We start from the raw sequence: 20,633 nt of genomic DNA, 5'->3' as shown, positions 1-20,633 counted from the left end.
ATTCCCAGACAAAAAAAGAAGCCGCCCTCTAAGTGAAGGCAGCTTGGATGATCACTGATTTACAGTTTGAAGATAATGCCCATCAGTGAATAAATAATCACCGTCGAGAACAGCACCGTCATATGAATCAGCGAATAAATAAACATCGTTTTCGACCATTTTTGTGAATCCATTTTCCGGTATCCAAAAACACTCAGAACCAGCCATAAAATATTCAGGAGCAGCGCCATAAACGTAAGACCAACGCTTAATGACCAAAATAGAAAACTACTAGCAATTAAAATAACCAAATAAACATTGGTTTGAATGTAGGTACGTCTTGCACCTTTGACCACGGGCAACATTGGAACCCCAGCCGCCTTGTATTCATCATGCTTGCGAATCGCGATCGCATAGAAGTGAGGCATTTGCCAAATGACCATGATGATAAAGAGACCAAGGATAGCAGGATGCGTAATATCCGGGTGAATGGCAGCCCAACCGATGAGCGGGGGCATTGCGCCAGAAATACTCCCTACCTCCGTGTTATAAACCGTTCTTCTTTTGGTCCACATCGTATAAGGCACGACATAAAAAAACAGTCCGAGAAAACCCATGATAGCAGCCAACGGTGATGCCAAGACGAGAGCCACCAAGCCAAAAATCGTCATCAGGGATGCTAGCCATAAAACGGTCTTCGTTGATATATCGCCTGTTACCGTAGGTCTGTTCTTCGTCCGCTCCATGACAGAATCGATATCGCGATCATATACGTTATTAAATGCACCCGCTGCGCCCATGATTAAAATAGAGCCGATTGTAGCAAATAAGATTTCTGGCAGCTTGTCAATTAGACTGAAGTGATACGTATATAAAGCCAATGTTAATCCGGCAAACATCGGAATCAGATTCGATTTGATAATTCCCGTCTTAACCGTTTGCGCCAAAATATTGGACATAGGCCGATTCCGCGTTGCAACGTTTTCTTCCCTCTGCATTCGTACACTGTCCCCTCTTACTAGATGATCTATCTCTATCGTACTCCAAAATAGCATGACATAGTAGACGGTTAAATCCTACAAAACTGCCATTTGCATCTTACATACCAATAAGGATTTAAATACTATATGGAATGTTAATTCTATATGGTATGCTTGTCAAGAGAAGGAGGAGGACGAATGAACAGACGCAGATTAACCCAAGCAGAGCGTAAACAGGAAACACGGCAATTGCTCATTGACGCAGCTATCGAGACCTTTGCTCAGTTAGGCTTCCACGGGGCTTCCGTTGATAAAATCGCAGACCATGCTGGCTTTACCAAAGGAGCTGTTTATGCTCATTTTCAGTCCAAAGAAGATCTCTTTCTCGCTATTTTGGAAGGTCAGATGCAATTACATGTGTCGAATATCCATCACGTAATTCATCACCAGCCATCATTATCGCATTTTATAGAAGCCATGGACGCCTATTTTATGTCCGTTCAGCAACAAAATCGTACATGGAACATGCTGAACCTGGAATTTTTGCTTTATGCCATGCGCGAAGAGTCTGTTCGAAAGCGATGGTCGAACATGATCATCGAGTCGGTACAGCATCTTTCCCAAGCCATTCAGACATTGATGCCAAAAGAAAATGACTCTACTCTATCCGCGGATGAAATGGCATGGACGATTCTTGCTTTAGAAAATGGCATGGCTATCTTTTATTACATGAACAGCGACCAGATGCCCCTGTCTTTATACGGAAAAGCTTTGCAAAACATGCTATCGACAAAATAGCGAGTGCCTCATGCTAGATTGTTTCTGACTGGACAGTCCGTTGTTTCATGATTCGATTGACTCTCTCAGAACCATATAGCATGAACGCAATGTAGAAGGCTATAAAAAACGGTAAAATCGAAACGGTCGTCTGTGCAGCAAGCCAACCTAGCAACGGAGGTAGAAACGTGGCCCCCGTGTACGCAACTGCCATCTGATAGCCCATCAGCTTTTGCGTTTGCTCTTTCCCAAAGCGTTCTGGGGTATCATGCAGCATACAGGGATAAATCGGAGCGAAGCCTAACCCGAGCAACAGAAAACCGATTACCGAACAGAAGATTGGTAATGGCAACATCAACAGCGCTGCCCCAGCGAATGATATGAGAAGTCCACTGCGAATCAGGACGCGGTTGCTCACTTTGAAGGTAACAAAGCCCGTGATAAATCGCCCCACAGTAATGCCACCGTAATACATGGCTACCCACACCGCTGCCGCAGCCGCAGGTAGCTCTTTTACATTTACCAAAAAGCTACTCCCCCATAATCCTACAGATGCTTCAGCCCCACAGTAGAACAGAAAGGTTAGCAAAGTCAGCTTGACGCCTTTTATCCGTAAAGGTTGCTCGCTCAGCCCATGAGACTGCTGAACATGTGGCTCTTTGGCAGCATGATTCTGTATGTTTTCCATCCGTTTCCACAAAGGAAGCGTAAACGCTAGAAGCACGACTAACGCAAATTGTATGAGCGAAACAGTCAAGTATCCATTCCGCCATAAACCATAATCGCGCATAAATCCAGACATGATAATAGGGCCAAGTGTAGCACCCACACCCCAGAAACAATGCAGCCAGCTCATATGATGCGCTTGATAATGCGTGGCGACATAATGATTCAAGGCAGCATCCACAGAGCCGGCACCGAGTCCCATCGGCAATGCCAATACCATCAACCATAAAATCGAAGGGGCAAAAGAAAATCCGAGCAAGGCTGCTGCCGTCATCAAACAACTGATCAGCGTGATCCGTCCTGTTCCCAATCGTTTTAATAATGCACCGCTCATCAAGCTAGATACGATCGTTCCAGACGCAATCACAATGTTAATCACACCAGCCATACCAAATGCCGCCCCATATTCTGCTTGCATGACCGGCCAAGCTGCCCCCAGTAATGAATCGGGAAGGCCCAAGCTGACAAACGACAAGTAAATCATGATCAAAAAGAATGTTGCCACGATCCCCCGCCCCCTGCTCGTTTTACATTCTTACAGTGAGTCTGTTCAGCAATTTCTCTCCCTCTGTTTTGAATCGCTTGTTCCTTTCAAGAAATTCGTTCACTTCATGTAATTGGGCTGGCCGGTAGCCTGGACCACCACAGCCACAAGAATGATAGGTAAACCCATGCTGATAGAGGATTTCAACCTTTTTCCACTGCTTCACATCCGTTTGCTTCGGAGCCTTGAAATCATGCCCCATCTCCTTCATTCCCTCACCACATTGCGGACAGCTATGCTTGATCTTGTTCCATTCTTCCTCCGTCATCTCATACTTGGAGGTTTGCTTGAACACTTTTCGGCAAGGGAAACAGGCGTATATTTGTTTATACGGACCATACATCCCATATCGACACATGATGATCAACCCCTATCTTATTTATCTGCAAGTTTCTCTTTTAATTGGATGGCGAGCATTCTCCAGCGTTTTCGTTCCTCCGATTCCGCGATTTCCTCCTCGTCCATTTCCAGCCAGTAGTCGGCATCCATCCATTCATACATATCCAAAAGAGTGATCGTTGCACAGGCAGGATTCTCAAAAGCCGCAATCATCGCCTCCGGTCCGTCATCCCAGTTGTAGCCATTCACTACAGCATGAAGGAGAACAGATGAATCAAGCAGACTGATTTTCTTGCACCGCTTGTGCTCAGATTCCTCATATAAAATATCGTCCACCGTTTCCTCTTCCTCAGAAGACAGTATTAGACGTACTGCGCCTTTCGTTTCGAGCAGCAGGTCTGCAATCGCTTTGTCGTTCCTAGCCACATTCCAAGCAGTAGCCAAAATGCCATGCTTAGAGTCAAGCTCGGCTCCCTGTTGCAGCAGTCGTTTTACGGCATCGACCTGCTTGAATTTGACGGCTTTTTTCAACGCGGTATCGCCCAGCTTATCTTCCGCTTCCAGCTCTGCGCCTTTATCCAATAGCATCTGAATTGCTTCTGGCGGCATTCGGTTTGTGATAAAAAGCATCAGCGGTGTTCGCCCGCGTTGATCCCGTTCGTTAATATCTAATTGATCTACTGCTGCTCGCACGATCTCAAGATCCTTTGTCTTGCTGACGTATGCCCATTCCATCCGACTTCTTCTCCTCTGCTTCTATTAGACAACTCCCTTTCCGGTATTGCTATGTATCCCCTTGGCTACCTCCTCATTGCGAATAAATGTTCATCAGTTCTGCCAAATGCGTTTTTATGCCGTCCACTATTTCTGGTGAATGCTGTACAGTCACTTCTTTCCCCAACCCAATCAAGAACTTTGAAAAAAATAAGATGTCACTTCGCGCTACATTTCCTTCCAACCAACCACTTCCATCCTGCCGCACATGCAGCATGGATGCAAGCCAAAGTTCAGCCTCACAAGCCTGCACACCTTCAATCGTCAGCTCCGCAAATAAGTGGACCGTGTCCTGATCCTCCACTGTTTTGATCCGCCGATTTTCCAAGTGAATGTCTCGAAGATCCAACGGCTTCGATGCCGATTGTTCGGCCGAATGGATACGGTCACAACGAAACACACGAATATCTTGATGTTGATAACAATATGCCGGGCAGTACCATAAACCGTTTTTTGTATAAATTCCAATCGGCTGCATCTCCCGCTTAGATTGTTGTCCGCGTGTTTCATAAGTGATAAGGAATACTTTTTGTTGGATGGCGGCATCCAGTAACGCCGATAAATGTGGGGAGCTTGCTTGCCGCTTCGGTGTTACGAAATCAACACGTCGTTTCATCTGATCTATGCGATCGCGAATATCCGGCGGCATGAACTGATAAAATTTGTTCAGCGCCGAGGAGGATTCTGTCTCAAATGGCAGAGAGGTATGGTGTCGAAGTGCATGGATCGCGAAAAAGATTGCGACCGCTTCCTCCTCTGAGAATGCAATAGGCGGCAAAATCCTTTCCTTCAAAACATGATATCCGCCATGCGGTCCCACCTCAGAGTACAAAGGCACGCCTAACTCACTCAGCTCTTGCAGGTCCCGGAGTATGGTTCGCCCTGAAACGCCAAATTCGTTAGCAAGCTCACTCACAGTAAACTTGCGCTTCCGGTTGACAGTCATCATCATTTCCAGCAGTCTTTTTGATTTTGGCATGGCATAACTCTCCAAATGTTTTTATTATGACAATTCCTGTCACTATTATCTGTTATTGTGTAAGAGAAGTCGAGTTGGACATGACGCTGATGATAAATAAGGAGGAATTACTATATGCTTCAGCCACAAGAAAAAAGGACGATAACAAGGAAATTTTTCCAATCAGGCAATGTAAAACTATCTTACCTCGATTTTGGCGGGGGCAGTCAAAGAGTTTTGCTCCTGCTGCATGGTCATATGAATGATTCACGAACTTTTTCAGCGTTTGCTTCCAGATTCACAGATTGGCGCGTGATTGGATTGGATCAACGAGGTCACGGTTGGAGCGAGCATGCCCCAGATACGGATTATTCACGTGAAGGCTATCTCAACGACATTCTCGCCTTTGTTCAGACCGTGTTGGATGGAGCTCCTGTTACGATCGTCGGGCATTCTTTAGGAGGAGTCAACGCTTATCAATTTGCTGCCCGTTATCCCGAGCTTGTGAACGCAGTCATCGTGGAAGATATCGGCGTAGAAATTAAGGCCGACTTATCCTTTGCAGAAAAACTCCCACATCGCTCCCCTTCTTTACACGATCTTAGGAAATCCCTCGAAGAAGCCGGGGTTCGGGCAGTCGATTATTTTTCGGAAAGCGTATTTGAGGATGAACAAGGCTGGGGATTCCGTTCTGATTTAAAAGGCATGCCTATCTCTCAACGACACATTAACGGGGAATGGTGGAACGAATGGCTGGCGTCTTCTTGCCCGATCTTGCTGATTCATGGCAAAAAAAGCTTTGTACTGGATGAAAGTCAAGCCGAGCGCATGGTTACCCAAAGGCCAAACACAAGGCTTGCAAGTTTTGCTGAGTGCGGGCATGATATTCATTCTACTGACCCTGATGGATACTTTCAGGCAGTAAGTAGCTTTCTTGATGAGTTGAAATAATAGAATAGAGGCTCCTCCATAATCAACAGCCAACCCTTTAAGGATTGGCTGCTTTTTGTGTTTCATTCCCTTTTTGGTTGATAACGAGAGTCGCCTTCGAACTTGAAGCCACTGACTTCTTTTTTTGTAAACATAGGATGAGAATAAAGGTCACCACCCCTAGAATGGCACTGCATGCTAACGCTACAATAAAAGCGTGCAATTGTAGTTGAAGCGCTGATGTACCCGTGTATGTAGCTGACTGGGACAGGACAGCAAAAAATACGGTTCCAATGGCTGCAATCCCTAGTGCATTGGCTGTCTGCCCGCGCTCAATGAAAACCTACACAACGCCGAGGCCACAATAAATATCCCCATGCCTACAAGGAACATTCTTTTTCTTCCTTGCCAATCTCCTAAACGAGCTCCGGCAATTAATAATACAGCATAAGACAGAACGTAAGATGCCACTATGAATTGTATATGTGTTGTACTTGCATGAAGTTGTTCCTGTATCGTTGGAATGGCAACATTCACAATAAAAGAATCCAAGATAACCATAATCGTTCCGAGTAGTAAAACAAACAGTGCCCACCATCGTTTAGTGTCCAGCGTCCTTGTCTTTTCAGAATGGGTGTAGTTCATACAAGAGTCACTTCCTGTCAACGATTATTAGAGGTATTTATAAACACGACTATAAATCAGTCGAAAAAAGAGGAAATACTCGTTATAAGTATTCCCTGTAAGGTGTGATAATGCTTACATAGTCACTCCCATATTTCTCTTCCAGCACTTGGCCGAAATCCTTCTCGATCTGACCCATGATGATGTCATGGTAGAAAGCATTTTGCAGTAACTCAATGAGAGACGGGTGGTCGGTCTCCAGTATAGTGGGCTTGATCCCTCGCCCAAAGCTACCCAGCAATGCCGAATGTGCATCGCAAAGAATAGAGAACTTCCTGGATTGCACTTGATTCCATTCCGCACTTCTTTTATGTACGACAATATTTTTTAGCTTTGCATGGCATTCGCCAATGGATATTAGCGTGACAGCAACCCCTTGTTTTTCTGCTTCTACCAGCGGTTCTTCTACCCAATGAACATCTTCAGACCAAATATCGACAACAATGCTTTTGTTTGCATTTGAGACGATACGTTTGATGGCTGTTTCAATCGCTTTGTCACCTTGCCAATTATAAAAGGAAGGAGACGTTCTGGGGGTGGATTTTAACTGTTCTTGAAGGACACGGGTTGTTTGATCAAATTCCGATTGTAACAAACGAATCAGTTGCTCGATTGGTACCGCATCATAAAGAACAGGCTCCGATTCGATCATGCGGCACATGCCCTTTTCCGTCAATGCTCGAAGGGCAGCGTATACATTTGTCCGAGAGACGGAAACTTTCTTGGCAACTTCATATCCAGATATTTTGGGTTCCTCGTGAAGCACCAAATAACATCTGGCTTCCAGGTCTGACAATCCGATTTTTCGAAGCTCATCAATCAAGGTGTTACCTCCTTTCTTTTTAGTAGTATAAATGAATACTGCTATAAATGAAAAAAGAACTGTAACAGAGAGGCATTTCTGTCACAGTTCTTTCATGCTCGTTACAAATTCAGTGTATTTTTTTCCAGAAAATTCGTAGCGAAATTCCCTGCGACAAAGTCAGGGTGCTCCAGTAGCTTCTCATGGAAGGGAACCGTCGTATGTACGCCTTCGATGACAAACTCACCTAGCGCCCGCTTCATACGAGCCAATGCTTCGTTGCGATCGGTTCCCCAAACGATCAGCTTGGCCACCATTGAGTCATAGAAGGGGGAGATTTCGTAGCCAGGATAAACGGCACTGTCCACGCGTACACCGTAACCGCCAGGCGGCAAGTAATTGATGACCTTCCCTGGTGATGGCATAAAGTTCTTCGCAGGATTCTCCGCGTTGATTCTGCACTCGATGGCCCATCCGTTGATTTTCACGTCTTCTTGTGAGAAGGATAACGGATTGCCTGCTGCGACAGATATTTGTTCTTTGATCAAGTCGATCCCTGTGATCATCTCTGTCACGGGATGCTCTACCTGAATGCGTGTATTCATTTCCATGAAGTAAAATTGGCCGTGCTTGTCGAGCAAAAATTCAACGGTACCAGCTCCGTGGTACGAAACCGCTTTGGCTGCCACCACCGCAGCTTGCCCCATTTGCTCGCGGAGAGCTTGGTCCAGCGCAGGAGATGGTGCTTCTTCTACCAGCTTTTGGTGACGACGTTGGATGGAGCAATCCCGCTCTCCCAAGTACACCACGTTGCCATGCTTATCACCCATGATTTGAATCTCTACATGCCGCGGCTCTTCTACATATTTTTCCAAGTACACGCCAGCGTTGCCGAATGCCGTCTCCGCTTCTTTCTGGGCTTGCCGAATCGCCTTGGACAACTCTTCGGCGTCAAAAGCGACACGCATGCCTCTTCCGCCGCCTCCAGCTGTTGCTTTTACGATGACAGGATAGCCGATTTTCTCCGCCACCTGCAATGCCTCATCGATGTCTTCAATCAAGCCGTCGGTGCCGGGAACTAATGGAACATTTGCTTGACTCATCGTTGCTTTTGCTACGGCTTTGTCACCCATTTTGGTGATTGCTTCCGGATCTGGACCGATAAAGGTAATGGAGCAATCTTGGCAAAGCTGGGCAAACGAAGCGTTTTCCGCCAAGAAGCCATAGCCCGGATGGATAGCGTCTGCCTTCGTGTGTAGAGCAACCGTCATAATCCGTGCCATGTTCAAATAGCTGTCCTTGGACGCCGTAGGTCCGATGCAATACGCTTCATCCGCCAATTCTACGTGCAATGCTTCCCGGTCCGCCTCAGAAAAGACAGCGACTGTACGTATCCCTAATTCCTGACAAGCGCGGATAATGCGGACAGCGATTTCGCCGCGATTGGCAATTAATACTTTCGTAAACATAGGCCCTCTCCTTCCTACTGAGTTTTGACAACAAGCAAAGCTTTTCCATAATCGACAAACTGACCATCCATGACGAGAATTTCCGTGATGATTCCGCTAACGGGGGTCGTAATATCCGCAGATAGCTGAAGAGCATCGGCCGTGCAGCGTCCAACCTTTTCGCCTGCTTGAACGGTCTGCCCTACTGTCACTTCCGCATAGAACAGTCCTACTCCCGGTGACATGACTTGTTGTGTCACTTCTTCCTCAGGTGCCTCAGTAACAACATTGACAGACTCAGCAGTGGCGGCTGCCTCCTGATAGCCATGCTCCACTTCGTCCACCTGTACAGGTGTATTGACAGCCACGACTTCGACTGGTGCGCTTTTCTTGATCACGATGCGGGTCTTCCCCTTCTCCCATTCCAACTCCTCAATGGAAGACTGATTCACCAGCTTGATGAATTCACGCAGTTCATGCAGCTTCATAGCACGATCAGAGCTCCTTTCTTTTTTCGTGTAAGAAAGCTTAAGTACAACATGTCAAAGCGACTTTGCTTAAGCTTTCTGGAGCGGATAAAAACTTTCCGCTAAAACGCGGTCGCTCATCCATGAAAAGACCTCGAAAATAGTTTTTTTACAATGGGATATTGCCGTGCTTTTTGTACGGACGGTCTTCCTGCTTGTTTCTTAGCATTTCCAGGGCTTGCGCGACTTTTTGGCGGGTTTCACGCGGATCGATGACGTCGTCCACCATCCCGAGACTTGCCGCGACATATGGATTGGCGAACTTTTCACGATAGAGGGCTATTTTCTCTGCGCGAGTCGCTGCCGGGTCCTCACTTTGTTCGATTTCCTTTGCAAAAATGACGTTGGCTGCCCCCTCGGGACCCATGACGGCAATCTCTGCATTCGGCCATGCATACACGACATCTGCCCCAATCGATTTGGAGTTGAGCGCCACATAAGCGCCTCCGTAAGCTTTGCGCAGAATCACGGTGATTTTGGGAACCGTTGCTTCTGAGTATGCATACAAGATTTTCGCCCCGTGACGGATAATCCCTCCATGCTCCTGATTGATTCCCGGGAAAAAGCCAGAGACATCTTCAAAGGTCAGCAGTGGAATGTTGAAGCAGTCGCAGAACCGGATGAACCGTGCCAGCTTATCCGATGAATGAATGTCCAGCCCACCTGCCATGACCTTCGGCTGGTTCGCGATAATGCCGACACTGTGTCCATCGATACGCGCCAGACCGATCACGATATTGCGGGCAAAGTTTGGCTGTACTTCCATGAAATCACCGTGATCCACGATTTTTTCGATGACCTTGCGCACATCGTATACTTTCGTGCTTTCAGCAGGTACCAGCTCCAAAAGCTCCTCCTGCCAACCATTATTCTCCTCTGCTTTTATCACAGGCGCGCGATCACGATTGTTTTGCGGAAGGAAGCTGAGCAGCCTGCGCACGCCTTCCAGTACTTCCTGTTCGGTTTCTGCCGTAAAATGGGCATTGCCGCTCACCGTCGAATGGACTTTGGCTCCGCCTAGGTCCTCTGCGGATATTTTTTCACCTGTAACGGTTTCGATCACTTTTGGTCCTGTGATGAACATTTGACTCGTCTTCTCTACCATGAACACGAAATCCGTAATCGCTGGCGAGTAAACGGCTCCTCCCGCACACGGACCGAGGATGACAGAGATTTGCGGAATCACGCCGGAGTAAATGGCATTGCGGTAAAAAATCGTGCCGTAGCCATCCAGTGAGCTTACCCCTTCTTGAATACGTGCGCCGCCGGAATCGTTCAGACCGATAAAGGGAGCGCCGTTTTTCGCTGCCAAGTCCATTACCTTGGCGATTTTCATGGCGTGCATCTCTCCCAGAGCACCGCCAAACACCGTGAAATCCTGCGCGAACAAATAGACAGGGCGACCGTTGATTTTTCCGTAACCCGTCACGACGCCCTCGCCTGGTGCCTCCATCTGGTCGAGGCCAAAATGCGTAGCGCGATGCTCAACAAACGGGTTCAGCTCCATAAAGGTGTCTGGGTCAAGCAGAAGCTCGATCCGCTCACGTGCGGTCAACTTGCCGCGGTTATGCTGGGCATCGATGCGAGCATCTCCGCCGCCAAGCTGGATTTTATATTTGCGTTCCATCAATTCATCAATTTTTTCGTACATATTGCTGCTCATATGGGCCACCATCTCTCTATTCCTTTTTCATGATCGCATTCTCATAGATCGCCACTAATTGCTGTACGGCGCTCGTCGGTGAAATCTCGCCACTCGCAACGGCTCCTTCAATGGAGGGAAGCAGCTCGGCTACTTGCTGGTTGCCGAAAAAGGTCGCGCGCAAGTAGTCCTCAGCCATACTGTGCATCCAATCGAGTAGCTGCGCTTTGCGTCTTGCTTCGAAGCCACCTGATTGGATAGTGGTTTCACGAAATTGACCGATGACCTTCCAAATATCTTCAATGCCTTCCCCTGTCAGCGAAGAACACATGTATGCCTTCGTCTCCCAGCCAGTGGTTGCCGGCTGCAAGTAATGCAGAACACGATTGTATTCCCCTTTGGCGATCAAGGCACGCGTGCGGTTTTCCCCATCGGCTTTATTGATCAGCAGCGCATCCGCAATTTCCATAATGCCTTTTTTAATTCCTTGCAGTTCATCGCCCGCCCCTGTCAGCATCAAGAGTAAAAAGAAATCGACCATAGACCTGACTGTCGTCTCGCTTTGTCCGACCCCGACCGTTTCGACCAAAATCACATCATAGCCTGCTGCCTCACAGATCAGCATTGTTTCCCGCGTCTTCCGATTGACTCCTCCCAGCGTGCCGCCCGTGGCAGACGGTCGGATGAACGCCTGTGGATTGCGTGACAAGAGCTCCATCCGCGTCTTGTCGCCGAGAATGCTCCCGCGTGTAACCGTACTACTCGGATCAACGGCCAAAACAGCGACACGATGACCTTTTTCGCAGAGCATACTGCCAAATGCTTCAATGAACGTGCTCTTGCCCGCCCCTGGTACACCGGATATACCTATGCGTATGGAGCGACCTGTATGAGGAAGCAGCTGCTTGATCACCTCTTGGGCCATATCCATATGAGCGGGAGCATTGCTCTCAGCCAGTGTAATTGCCTGTGCCAAAACCGATCGGTTATTCTCTCGTACGCCCGTGACGTATTGGTCCACGGATAAGCGTGGGAGGCGTGCCTTGGAGGAAACGTTCAAGAAATTCTTGTCAGCCTTGCCCCCGGTCATTGTCCTGCAGCCTCCAAGCGATACACTACCTCTTGCAGAACATGCTGAGCTGCAACAGGAATGACTGTTCCCGGTCCGAAGATAGCTGCGGCACCATGCTCTCGCAAAAAGGCGTAATCCTGCGCTGGTATCACACCACCTATAACGACGACAATATCTTCGCGTCCCAGCTTTTTGAGCTCCTCCACCAGTTGTGGCAGCAATGTTTTATGTCCTGCCGCAAGCGAGCTGAAGCCGATCACGTGTACGTCATTTTCTATCGCCTGCTTCGCTGTTTCCTCAGGTGTCTGGAACAACGGACCGATATCGACGTCAAAGCCCAAATCGGCAAAAGCGGTGGCAATCACTTTCGCGCCCCTGTCATGTCCGTCCTGACCCATTTTCGCGATCATAATGCGGGGACGTCTGCCTTCCCACTGCTCGAATTCATCTGCCATCTTGCGCACAGCCGCTACCTCTTCGGCATCAGCGTATTCGGAACTGTAGACGCCGCTGATGGAGCGAATGACCGCCTTGTGTCTCCCGACGACCTTTTCATAGGCATCCGATATTTCGCCCAAAGAAGCTCTTGCTCGCGCCGCTTCAATGGCCAGCTCCAACAGATTGCCTTCGCCCGTTTTCGCGCATTCCGTGATGGCCTGTAGTGTTGCTTGCACTCTCGCCTCGTCACGGTTACTGCGCAGCTCCTGCAAACGTCTGATTTGCGCTTCTCGAACCGCTGTATTGTCGACTTCGAGAATTTCCAGCGGATCTTCTTTGTCCAGACGGTATTTGTTCACGCCAATTATGGCTTCCTTCGCCGAATCGATATGTGCCTGACGGCGTGCAGCCGCTTCCTCGATCTTCATTTTCGGCAATCCCGTCTCAATTGCTTTCGCCATACCACCAAGTGCTTCGATTTCTTCGATGTGCGCCCACGCTTTTTCCACGAGCTGGGCTGTCAAGGACTCGACGTAATAGGAGCCTGCCCACGGATCGACGACCTTGGTTATCTCTGTTTCGTCCTGCAAAAACAACTGCGTATTTCGCGCGATCCGGGCCGAAAAGTCTGTCGGCAACGCAATCGCTTCATCCAAAGCGTTCGTGTGCAGAGATTGGGTATGCCCCAGAGCCGCTGCCATGGCCTCGATGCACGTCCGCACTACGTTGTTATACGGGTCCTGCTCCGTCAAACTCCATCCGGACGTTTGTGAGTGTGTCCGCAGTGCCATCGATTTTTCGTTTTTCGGATGGAACTGTTTGATCAGATTGGCCCAAATCAGGCGGCCTGCACGCATTTTCGCCACTTCCATGAAGTAGTTCATGCCAATCGCCCAGAAAAACGACAGCCGCGGCGCAAACGCATCGATGTCAATGCCTGCTGCAAGTCCCGTGCGAACGTATTCCAAGCCATCTGCCAGTGTGTAAGCCAATTCAATATCCGCGGTCGCACCCGCTTCTTGCAGGTGGTAGCCTGAAATACTGATGCTGTTGAATTTGGGCATGTGCTTGGAGGTGTAGGCAAAAATATCGGAAATGATCTTCATCGACGCTTCTGGCGGATAAATGTAAGTATTCCGAACCATGTATTCCTTCAAAATGTCATTTTGGATCGTTCCGGTAAGCTCCGCCTGCGATACCCCTTGCTCTTCAGCTGCCACAATATAAAACGCCATAATGGGCAAAACCGCGCCGTTCATCGTCATGGAGACGGACATTTTATCGAGGGGGATGCCGTCGAACAAGATTTTCATATCGAGAATGGAGTCAACTGCCACGCCCGCTTTCCCGACATCACCAACTACCCGGGGATGATCGGAGTCATAGCCGCGATGTGTAGCAAGGTCAAAGGCAATCGACAGCCCTTTTTGTCCAGCAGCCAAATTCCGTCGATAAAAAGCGTTACTCTCTTCCGCCGTAGAAAAGCCGGCATATTGGCGAACCGTCCATGGCTGAGTCACGTACATCGTCGGATACGGACCGCGCGTATATGGTGGCAAACCAGGCATGTAGCCGAGGTGATCCATGCCCTCCACATCTTCCATTGTGTACAGAGGTTTTACAGGGATCTGCTCAAGCGTGTGCCACATTTGCTCCATTCCTTGTGAGTTTGAACCCAGTTGGGGAAACAAATCAGACACATCTCGTTTGGACTGATAAGCCATTTTTGAAAAATCAGGTCGCTTCATTATGAGCTCACTCCTATCCGCTCCTGAAGTTCTCTCAGCATCTCGTAGCAATTGGAACGCATGTGGATGCAATCATCTACACCGGCCGCCTTATAAGTAGCCAGCTGCTCCGCATCAGGCAAGCCTGCCAACAGAACCGTCATCTGAGGTACACGTTGCTTGATTGCATGAGCCAACGGTGGAACCTGCTCCGGATAACTCGCATCGTCTGAACAAACGACCAAGATCATCGCACCGGATGCCACCGCAGCTTCGGCCGCCTCTTCAGTGGTAGAGAATGCTTGCTTGCGCAAAACGTCAAAGCCGCCAACTGCAAAAAATTCTGCTGCAAAGTCTGCCCGGGCCTTATGCTTTGCCACTGGCCCCATCGTCGCCAAGAACACGGTCGGTCTTTTGCCTGTTGTTTTCAAGAAATCATCCGCTTGCATCCGCAAGGCTTCAAAGCGTTCGGATGCCCGGTGAATACGGAGTGGCTGAATGGTTGTCTCCACTGAATCTTCACGTTTCATGGCTTTGGCGATATCGCCCACAGTCGCTCCATGAAGCACTGCTTTTACTGCTTGTGCCACAAGCTCATCGGTATGTTTTGACAACGCATCTAGCTCTGCTGAAAGAAGAGTCGTGTCCTGTTTCTGCCGAAGGGATCGTGCTTTCTCTGCTCGCTCTTCGTAAATGCTCGGAAGACTCTCGGCCTTGAGTGGCTGCTCAGCAGTATTGGCATACATATTGGTTCCAACCAAACGTTTTTTACGCGTATCGATGCTCACTGCTTTTTGATCCGCGATCTGGGAGATCAAGCCTTGTGGGAAGCCTGCTTCTAAGGCGCTCAGCATGCCACCCTGCGCTTCTACCTGCTGGAACAGCTCCCATGCTTTTTTCGCTAATGCATCTGTGAGCCATTCTACGTACCAAGAACCTCCCGCAGGGTCGATCACTTTTGCCAAATGTGCTTCTTCTTGCAAAATGATTTGCGTATTTCTGGCGATTCTTCTCGAAAACTCATTGGCGGGGCGGATCGCTTCGTCAAATGCGGATACATGCAGACTGTCTGCTCCGCCAATGATGGCTGAAAACGCTTCTGTCGTGGAGCGAAGCATATTGACATACGGATCGTAGATTGTCTTCGTCCAGGCCGAGGTTCTGGCGTGAATCGTCATCTTTTGGGCTTCCGTTGATCCGCCGTAGGCCGCCACGATGTTTGACCAGAGCATTCTTGCCGCACGCAGCTTCGCGATTTCCATGAAGACATCAGAACCAATCGAGAATGAGAACTGCATCCGTGCTGCGATATCCTCTATGGAAAGCCCCCGTTCAAGCATCGCTTGCAAATAGTCGACGCCTGTGGCCAGTGAAAAAGCCAGTTCGGTTACTGCATTTCCGCCGCCGTCCTGATAAGGATTGCTTTGAACCAGGATCGTTTTCAGCGCGGGCGCATGATCTTTTGCCCATTTTGTCATTCTTGCCATAGCGTTATAAGCTATCTGCAAGGAACAAGGGAGCTTGCCCTCTGTTAGCAGAACCGCTACAGGATCTTGCCCGATACATCCGCGAAGCTCGGTGACTTGTTGGCCTGTCGCTTCAACATGTGCCAAAAGGAGTGAAAGTATAGGCAAGCCAAGCGCCCCCGTGTTCACGTAAAGAGGGATCTCTGAAAGCTTCACCCCTTCAAATGCCTGTTCGATATCCTCTCGGCAAAAAACAGATACGCCTTTGTGACCAATCGTATCCGGCAATGCTTCGTCAGGGTCAAGTCCAGCCAATGTCGCATGATCCACTATCAGATGCAGCATCGTTTGTCCGCGCGCCAAGTCTTCTACGGCTGCCTGATTAAATGCCTTGGCACTCGTTGCGTTGATTTCCTGACAGACTTCCCATTTCTGTTCCTTTTGCCCGCCAGGCCGCTGATTCCCTCTATGAAAAGGCGCCTCTCCTGGTAGCGCTTCCAGATGCGGCAATGTTTTGACATCTTCGTACCGATAGATTGGCTGGCGAACAATTCCCTCGTACGAATGCGTCAGTAGCTTGGCATCAAAAGATGCACCCTTTAGCGATTTCTCTGCTGCTTCCCGCCATTGCTCGTAAGTGGGAACAGAGAATTCCTTGAACCATGTATGTTTGCTCACTCTTCCAGTCCTCCCCTTAAAAGCTGCTCCATTACGCCTGCTTCACCAGGAATAACGGCTGTCCGTGCTCGACCAACTGACCGTTTTCCACCAAGACTTGGACAATCTCTCCTTTTACTTCTGCTTCAATCTCGTTAAACAGCTTCATGGCCTCGACAATACAGACAATGGTAGTTGGCTCTACCCGATCATTTACGGATACGTATGGTGCTGCGTCAACGGCTGGTGCTGCATAGAAGGTTCCGACCATAGGTGAAGTGATTTTATGCAAGTTTTCCGTCACTTCCGCCGATTTCTGGGGAGCTTCCACATGTACTGTTGCGACCGGGCGCTCAATCGTTTCTTTTTTAGGCAAAAGAACAGCGGGTGCCGCCGTCACGATTGGCGCGCTTTTCGTTTGTACGGGGGGCTGATGTACAGCTGTGACTTGGTTCCCATTTCTTCGTTTGATACGCAAAGAAGAATCCTCGTCATTTACCTCAAAAGATTCTATGTCCGTCTGCTCCAATAGCTTCACAAGTTCTCGTAATTCGTAAATGGTAAGCACGACTATTCCTCCCCTATTTCCGAATCTGACTGGCATAATTTCACGAACCGACTAGTTGGTCCGTGATGATTGCGCAAGACCGACCAGTTGGTCTTTTTGATATTATAACAAATGTCAGAATACTAGTACAGACCAACTAGTTGGTCTGATCGAAGGATTTTATAAGGGACCATCAAGCGACTATGCCCCTGTCTCCTATCGAAAAGCTTGAGTGTAGCCGCATGATCCTTGTTAGCATCCCTACAATGGCTTGAAGGGATTTTCTTGTGATTGCAGGAAAAAACGTTGAAAGGCCGGGTTTTCCATCGATTCTGATTTCAAAACGGAATGAAGAACCATATCTGCATAAATATCCGCGATTTGCTCGATCGAGTACGTCCCTGACTTTTGATACCATTTGTAAATCCAGTTCACCATGCCAAAAATAGCCATGGACACAATCGGCACAGGCAGCTCGGGACGGAACTCACCCGATTCGATCCCGTCCGAAATGACGGTGAACATAATTTTTTTATAACGATCCCGTTTCGTTTCAATATCCGTGTAGTACTCCGGAGCTAAAAACAAGCTTTCCTGATAAAAAATCGTAACCTGAGAGCGATACAGATCAATCATCATAACGAAGGATTTTACGATGGCTTGTAGTCTTTCTGTCGGGGTATCCCACTTCTCGTAAGCTTCCTCTGCTTTCTCCAGCACATACGTAATAAATTGATCATGAATGATGTAGAGGAGTTCATCTTTTGATTTGAAGTTGTGATAAAATCCTCCCTTTGACGTGCCGCTTTCTTTCACAATTTGATCCACAGTCACTTTGTGGTAGCCATTTGCTTCAAACAAGCGCATGGATGTTTCAATAATACGTTCTCTGATTGATTTTTCGACCATTATCTTCACCCGTGAACATTATAGCATAACTACCTAGCAAAAACGCCGATCTCTTCGGTGAGCGATCGGCGTTGTTTCTTTAATTCGTTGGTGTGGAAACAGGCACCGCACCTGAATACTCTTCAAGCGTAATCCCTTTTTCTCCGATTTCTTGCGCAATCTCGGTACCTACATACCGCAAATGCCATGGCTCATAAATATAGCCCGTAATCGCGTCTTTTCCCTCTGGGTAGCGAATAATAAATCCAAACTTCTCGACGTTTTCATCCAGCCACTTCGCTTCCTTGGTTCCGGCAAAGCAGCTCGTTGCAGCACATTTTCCATCCTTCCCAGAGACGTCAATCGCGAGTCCTGTCTCATGCTCACTCGTCCCAGGAACGGCACTGTAAGTCCGTGCCTTCTCTACGCCGTCTTTTTTTACGTAGCGATTAAACAGCGCTTTCTGGTAGGCGTGGGAGCGATAGGCTGATACGCCAGCCAATTGGACACCGTCAGCCTGGGCTGCCGCAAATAACTGCTCAAGCGCACCCGCTGCTTCTTTGCGCATTTTGCGTTTCTCGCTCTTTTCAGGGAGCAGGTAAGGAACGTTTGGAAACACTAAATCATTTGGCTGATAATTTTCCGGAAGCTTGCGTTGTTTGTTCACCAGCACAGCAACACTCTCAGGCTCACCAACAACCTCGATGTCTGGGAACGATAGCTCAGGCGGCTGACCCGCTGGTGGCTTTTCTGCCGGTTTCGTCTCCGTTGGCTTCGCCTTCTGGGGTTGCTCCGGTTGTTCTTGCTTTGGTGTTTCAGCAGGTAGAGGCGTTGTCTCCTCCTTTGGCTTCGCTTCTTCTTTCTTTGGAGGAGTTGGCGTCTCCACGGATGGTGGTGTCTGTGGTTCTTGTGGAGCAGCACTACTGCTGCATCCAGACAATACAAATGTCAATGCCGTTACGAGTACAAGCGGATGCAAAAGTCGGTGTCGAAAACTTCTCATTGTAACGTTCCTTTCGTTTGGGAGCTGATCCAATTATGTAGGTAAAAAAGTACGTACCTATTATGACATAATTGACCGGCTTTTCGTTACATGTTTTATTGAGAAATCACGACCTGATCGAGATTCAGATAACCTGCCGGACTGATGGAGAAGCCCTGAATATGGTTGCTAATCACAGCCAAATTCTCCAAATTGCGAATCGGAACAACCAAAGCATCTTGCAGCTCCACTTCTTGTGCTTTTGCGTAGATAGCGAGTCTTTTTCCAGGATCTGTTTCGCTACGACCAGCCTCGATGAGACGATCCAGCCCGGGATTGCTGTATTGAAAGCTGTTGCCTGCCCCACCGCCTGATGTATGGAACAAATTGTACTGATTATAGTCGGCATCTCCGGTTGCATTTGCCCAGCCACTGACAAAAATCTCATGACCCTTCGTTTGCTCAATCGTTCGGACAAATTCATCGTAGCTGACGACTTTTAGCTCCGCGTCGATGCCGATTCCTTTTAACTGCGACCGTATCACTTGGGCAACCAAAATTCGATCCCGTCTGTTGTAGGTAATCATTTGAATGGGAAAACCATTTGGATAGCCCGCCTCTGCGAGCAACCGACGCGCTTGGTTGATGTCGTACGGGTAGCTTTTCACAGTTGGACTGTAACCGAACACATGCGGTCCAATCGGTGAATTCGCCTTTGTTCCCACATTGTTATACACCCCTTTAATGATCGCTCCCGTCTCGATCGCCATACTGATGGCTTTCCTCACACGGAGATCATTCAGTGGTGGCCGTGATACATTAAACCCGATAAACTCCGTCCCAAGCGCATCACTGCGGTAGACACGCATCTGGTTGGATGCTTGAATTCGATCCAGCTCCATGACAGGGATCGACTCTGCCACATGTGCTTCTCCATTCTCGACCATCGCAATGCGAGCCGCATCATCGGGAACAACCTTGAAAATGACATGATCAAGCGTGGCTGCCTCGCCCCAGTAGGACTGGTTTTTGCTCAACGTGATTTGACTGCCATGCTCCCATGATTGGAACCGATAAGGGCCAGTACCAACCGGGTGCTGCGATAATTCCCGCCCGTATTTATCGATTGCCGTAGGGCTAATGATGCTCCCCTCGTGACTGGCCAAAATAGAAAGCAATGGCGCAAATGGCTTGTGAAGAATAAATTGCACTTTGTACGGATTGATGACTCTTACCTGCTTTATTTTATCGAACATGGCTGCTCGGGGAGAAGCCACTGCCGGGTCTAATACGCGATCAAATGTTTTCTTGACTGCCTCTGCATGAAAGGGCGTCCCATCGTGAAAAACAACCCCTTGTCGGAGAGTAAACTCCCAAGTAAGATCGTCGATTTGTTCCCATGCCGTTGCCAGCTGTGGCTGAATGTTCATGTTCCGATCTCGTTTGACGAGCCCTTCATACACTTTTCCTTGGACGACACTCGCCTCATTGATTGTCAAAATAAAATGAGGATCGAGATTTGCCGCATCTGACATTCGTGCAATGATTAACGTCCCACCCTCGACAACATTTTGGGGTGTCGGTACGATTTGATTGTTGTGAGGCGACTCCTGACCGAAAGAACAGCCTGCCATAACCATGATTGCTGCGAGTAACAGTCCAATTCTTCTGTGTAAGAATGTCTGTGTGTTCATTGGACCCTCCCTGCATGCTCTTATGTCTACCTAGTTGTATGTTTAGCAAAAA

Annotated in this window: 19 protein-coding genes; 2 read left to right on the top strand and 17 right to left on the bottom strand. The window is 48.4% G+C overall.

All coding sequences use genetic code 11. The features are described 5' to 3' along the window. Positions 1-59: 59 nt before the first annotated feature. A complete protein-coding gene (gene cyoE / locus KB186_RS06060; RefSeq protein ID WP_173609324.1) occupies positions 60-977 on the bottom strand; it encodes a heme o synthase in 918 nt (305 codons plus the stop codon). Between the two features lie 180 nt (positions 978-1,157). Here cyoE and KB186_RS06055 point away from each other — a divergent pair, with 180 nt between their 5' ends. After that, a complete protein-coding gene (locus KB186_RS06055; protein WP_173609325.1) occupies positions 1,158-1,757 on the top strand; it encodes a TetR/AcrR family transcriptional regulator in 600 nt (199 codons plus the stop codon). Positions 1,758-1,770: 13 nt separating this feature from the next. On the opposite strand, the gene KB186_RS06050 is transcribed toward KB186_RS06055, so the two are convergent. The 4 genes from KB186_RS06050 to KB186_RS06035 form a co-directional block, all read right to left on the bottom strand. Continuing rightward, positions 1,771-2,967 (bottom strand): MFS transporter, encoded by a 1,197-nt coding sequence (locus KB186_RS06050; RefSeq protein WP_221867030.1) that lies wholly within the window; start codon positions 2,965-2,967, stop codon positions 1,771-1,773. Between the two features lie 22 nt (positions 2,968-2,989). After that, complete coding sequence (locus KB186_RS06045; RefSeq protein WP_173609327.1) at positions 2,990-3,364, bottom strand: hypothetical protein; 375 nt, start codon at positions 3,362-3,364, stop codon at positions 2,990-2,992. A gap of 17 nt (positions 3,365-3,381) precedes the next feature. Further along, positions 3,382-4,080: a DUF4274 domain-containing protein gene (locus tag KB186_RS06040; RefSeq protein WP_173609328.1), complete on the bottom strand. Its 699-nt coding sequence runs from the start codon at positions 4,078-4,080 to the stop codon at positions 3,382-3,384. Between the two features lie 73 nt (positions 4,081-4,153). After that, a complete protein-coding gene (locus tag KB186_RS06035; protein WP_221867031.1) occupies positions 4,154-5,098 on the bottom strand; it encodes a helix-turn-helix transcriptional regulator in 945 nt (314 codons plus the stop codon). Between the two features lie 114 nt (positions 5,099-5,212). On the opposite strand from KB186_RS06035, the gene KB186_RS06030 reads away from it, so the two are divergent. Then, on the top strand, positions 5,213-6,028 hold the full coding sequence (locus KB186_RS06030; RefSeq protein ID WP_232773241.1) for an alpha/beta fold hydrolase: 816 nt from the start codon (positions 5,213-5,215) through the stop codon (positions 6,026-6,028). A gap of 285 nt (positions 6,029-6,313) precedes the next feature. Here the strand turns inward: KB186_RS06030 and KB186_RS06025 are convergent, their stop codons facing one another. From KB186_RS06025 to KB186_RS05970, 12 genes are all read right to left on the bottom strand, one after another. Beyond that, positions 6,314-6,652, bottom strand: coding sequence for an MFS transporter (locus KB186_RS06025; protein WP_173609331.1), 339 nt, complete (start codon positions 6,650-6,652; stop codon positions 6,314-6,316). A gap of 82 nt (positions 6,653-6,734) precedes the next feature. Further along, complete coding sequence (locus KB186_RS06020; RefSeq protein ID WP_173609332.1) at positions 6,735-7,514, bottom strand: TrmB family transcriptional regulator; 780 nt, start codon at positions 7,512-7,514, stop codon at positions 6,735-6,737. A 101-nt stretch (positions 7,515-7,615) separates the two neighbouring features. Continuing rightward, positions 7,616-8,962 (bottom strand): acetyl-CoA carboxylase biotin carboxylase subunit, encoded by a 1,347-nt coding sequence (gene accC, locus KB186_RS06015; protein ID WP_232773240.1) that lies wholly within the window; start codon positions 8,960-8,962, stop codon positions 7,616-7,618. Between the two features lie 14 nt (positions 8,963-8,976). After that, complete coding sequence (locus KB186_RS06010; protein ID WP_173609334.1) at positions 8,977-9,429, bottom strand: acetyl-CoA carboxylase biotin carboxyl carrier protein; 453 nt, start codon at positions 9,427-9,429, stop codon at positions 8,977-8,979. Positions 9,430-9,577: 148 nt separating this feature from the next. Next, on the bottom strand, positions 9,578-11,143 hold the full coding sequence (locus tag KB186_RS06005) for an acyl-CoA carboxylase subunit beta (RefSeq protein ID WP_173609335.1): 1,566 nt from the start codon (positions 11,141-11,143) through the stop codon (positions 9,578-9,580). A gap of 4 nt (positions 11,144-11,147) precedes the next feature. Continuing rightward, entirely contained in the window at positions 11,148-12,200 is a 1,053-nt protein-coding gene (gene meaB, locus KB186_RS06000; protein ID WP_173609336.1) for a methylmalonyl Co-A mutase-associated GTPase MeaB, read from the bottom strand. Beyond that, entirely contained in the window at positions 12,197-14,368 is a 2,172-nt protein-coding gene (gene scpA, locus KB186_RS05995; RefSeq protein WP_173609337.1) for a methylmalonyl-CoA mutase, read from the bottom strand. Before scpA ends, meaB begins: the two co-directional genes overlap by 4 nt. Then, positions 14,368-16,491, bottom strand: coding sequence for a methylmalonyl-CoA mutase family protein (locus tag KB186_RS05990; RefSeq protein ID WP_173609338.1), 2,124 nt, complete (start codon positions 16,489-16,491; stop codon positions 14,368-14,370). The genes scpA and KB186_RS05990 overlap by 1 nt, the downstream gene beginning before the upstream one ends. Before the next feature lie 31 nt (positions 16,492-16,522). Further along, on the bottom strand, positions 16,523-17,038 hold the full coding sequence (gene accB / locus KB186_RS05985) for an acetyl-CoA carboxylase biotin carboxyl carrier protein (RefSeq protein WP_173609339.1): 516 nt from the start codon (positions 17,036-17,038) through the stop codon (positions 16,523-16,525). A gap of 240 nt (positions 17,039-17,278) precedes the next feature. After that, positions 17,279-17,926: a TetR/AcrR family transcriptional regulator gene (locus KB186_RS05980; protein ID WP_007726477.1), complete on the bottom strand. Its 648-nt coding sequence runs from the start codon at positions 17,924-17,926 to the stop codon at positions 17,279-17,281. A gap of 79 nt (positions 17,927-18,005) precedes the next feature. Continuing rightward, positions 18,006-18,908: a M15 family metallopeptidase gene (locus KB186_RS05975; RefSeq protein WP_173609340.1), complete on the bottom strand. Its 903-nt coding sequence runs from the start codon at positions 18,906-18,908 to the stop codon at positions 18,006-18,008. Positions 18,909-19,003: 95 nt separating this feature from the next. Beyond that, a complete protein-coding gene (locus tag KB186_RS05970) occupies positions 19,004-20,581 on the bottom strand; it encodes a glutathione ABC transporter substrate-binding protein (RefSeq protein WP_221867040.1) in 1,578 nt (525 codons plus the stop codon). Positions 20,582-20,633 lie beyond the last annotated feature (52 nt).

Origin of the sequence: Brevibacillus sp. AF8 (assembly GCF_021270385.1) — a bacterium.
Classification (GTDB): Bacteria; Bacillota; Bacilli; order Brevibacillales; family Brevibacillaceae; genus Brevibacillus.
Note: the sequence above shows the minus strand (reverse complement) of the source record. Positions and strands in the feature narration are given on the sequence as shown.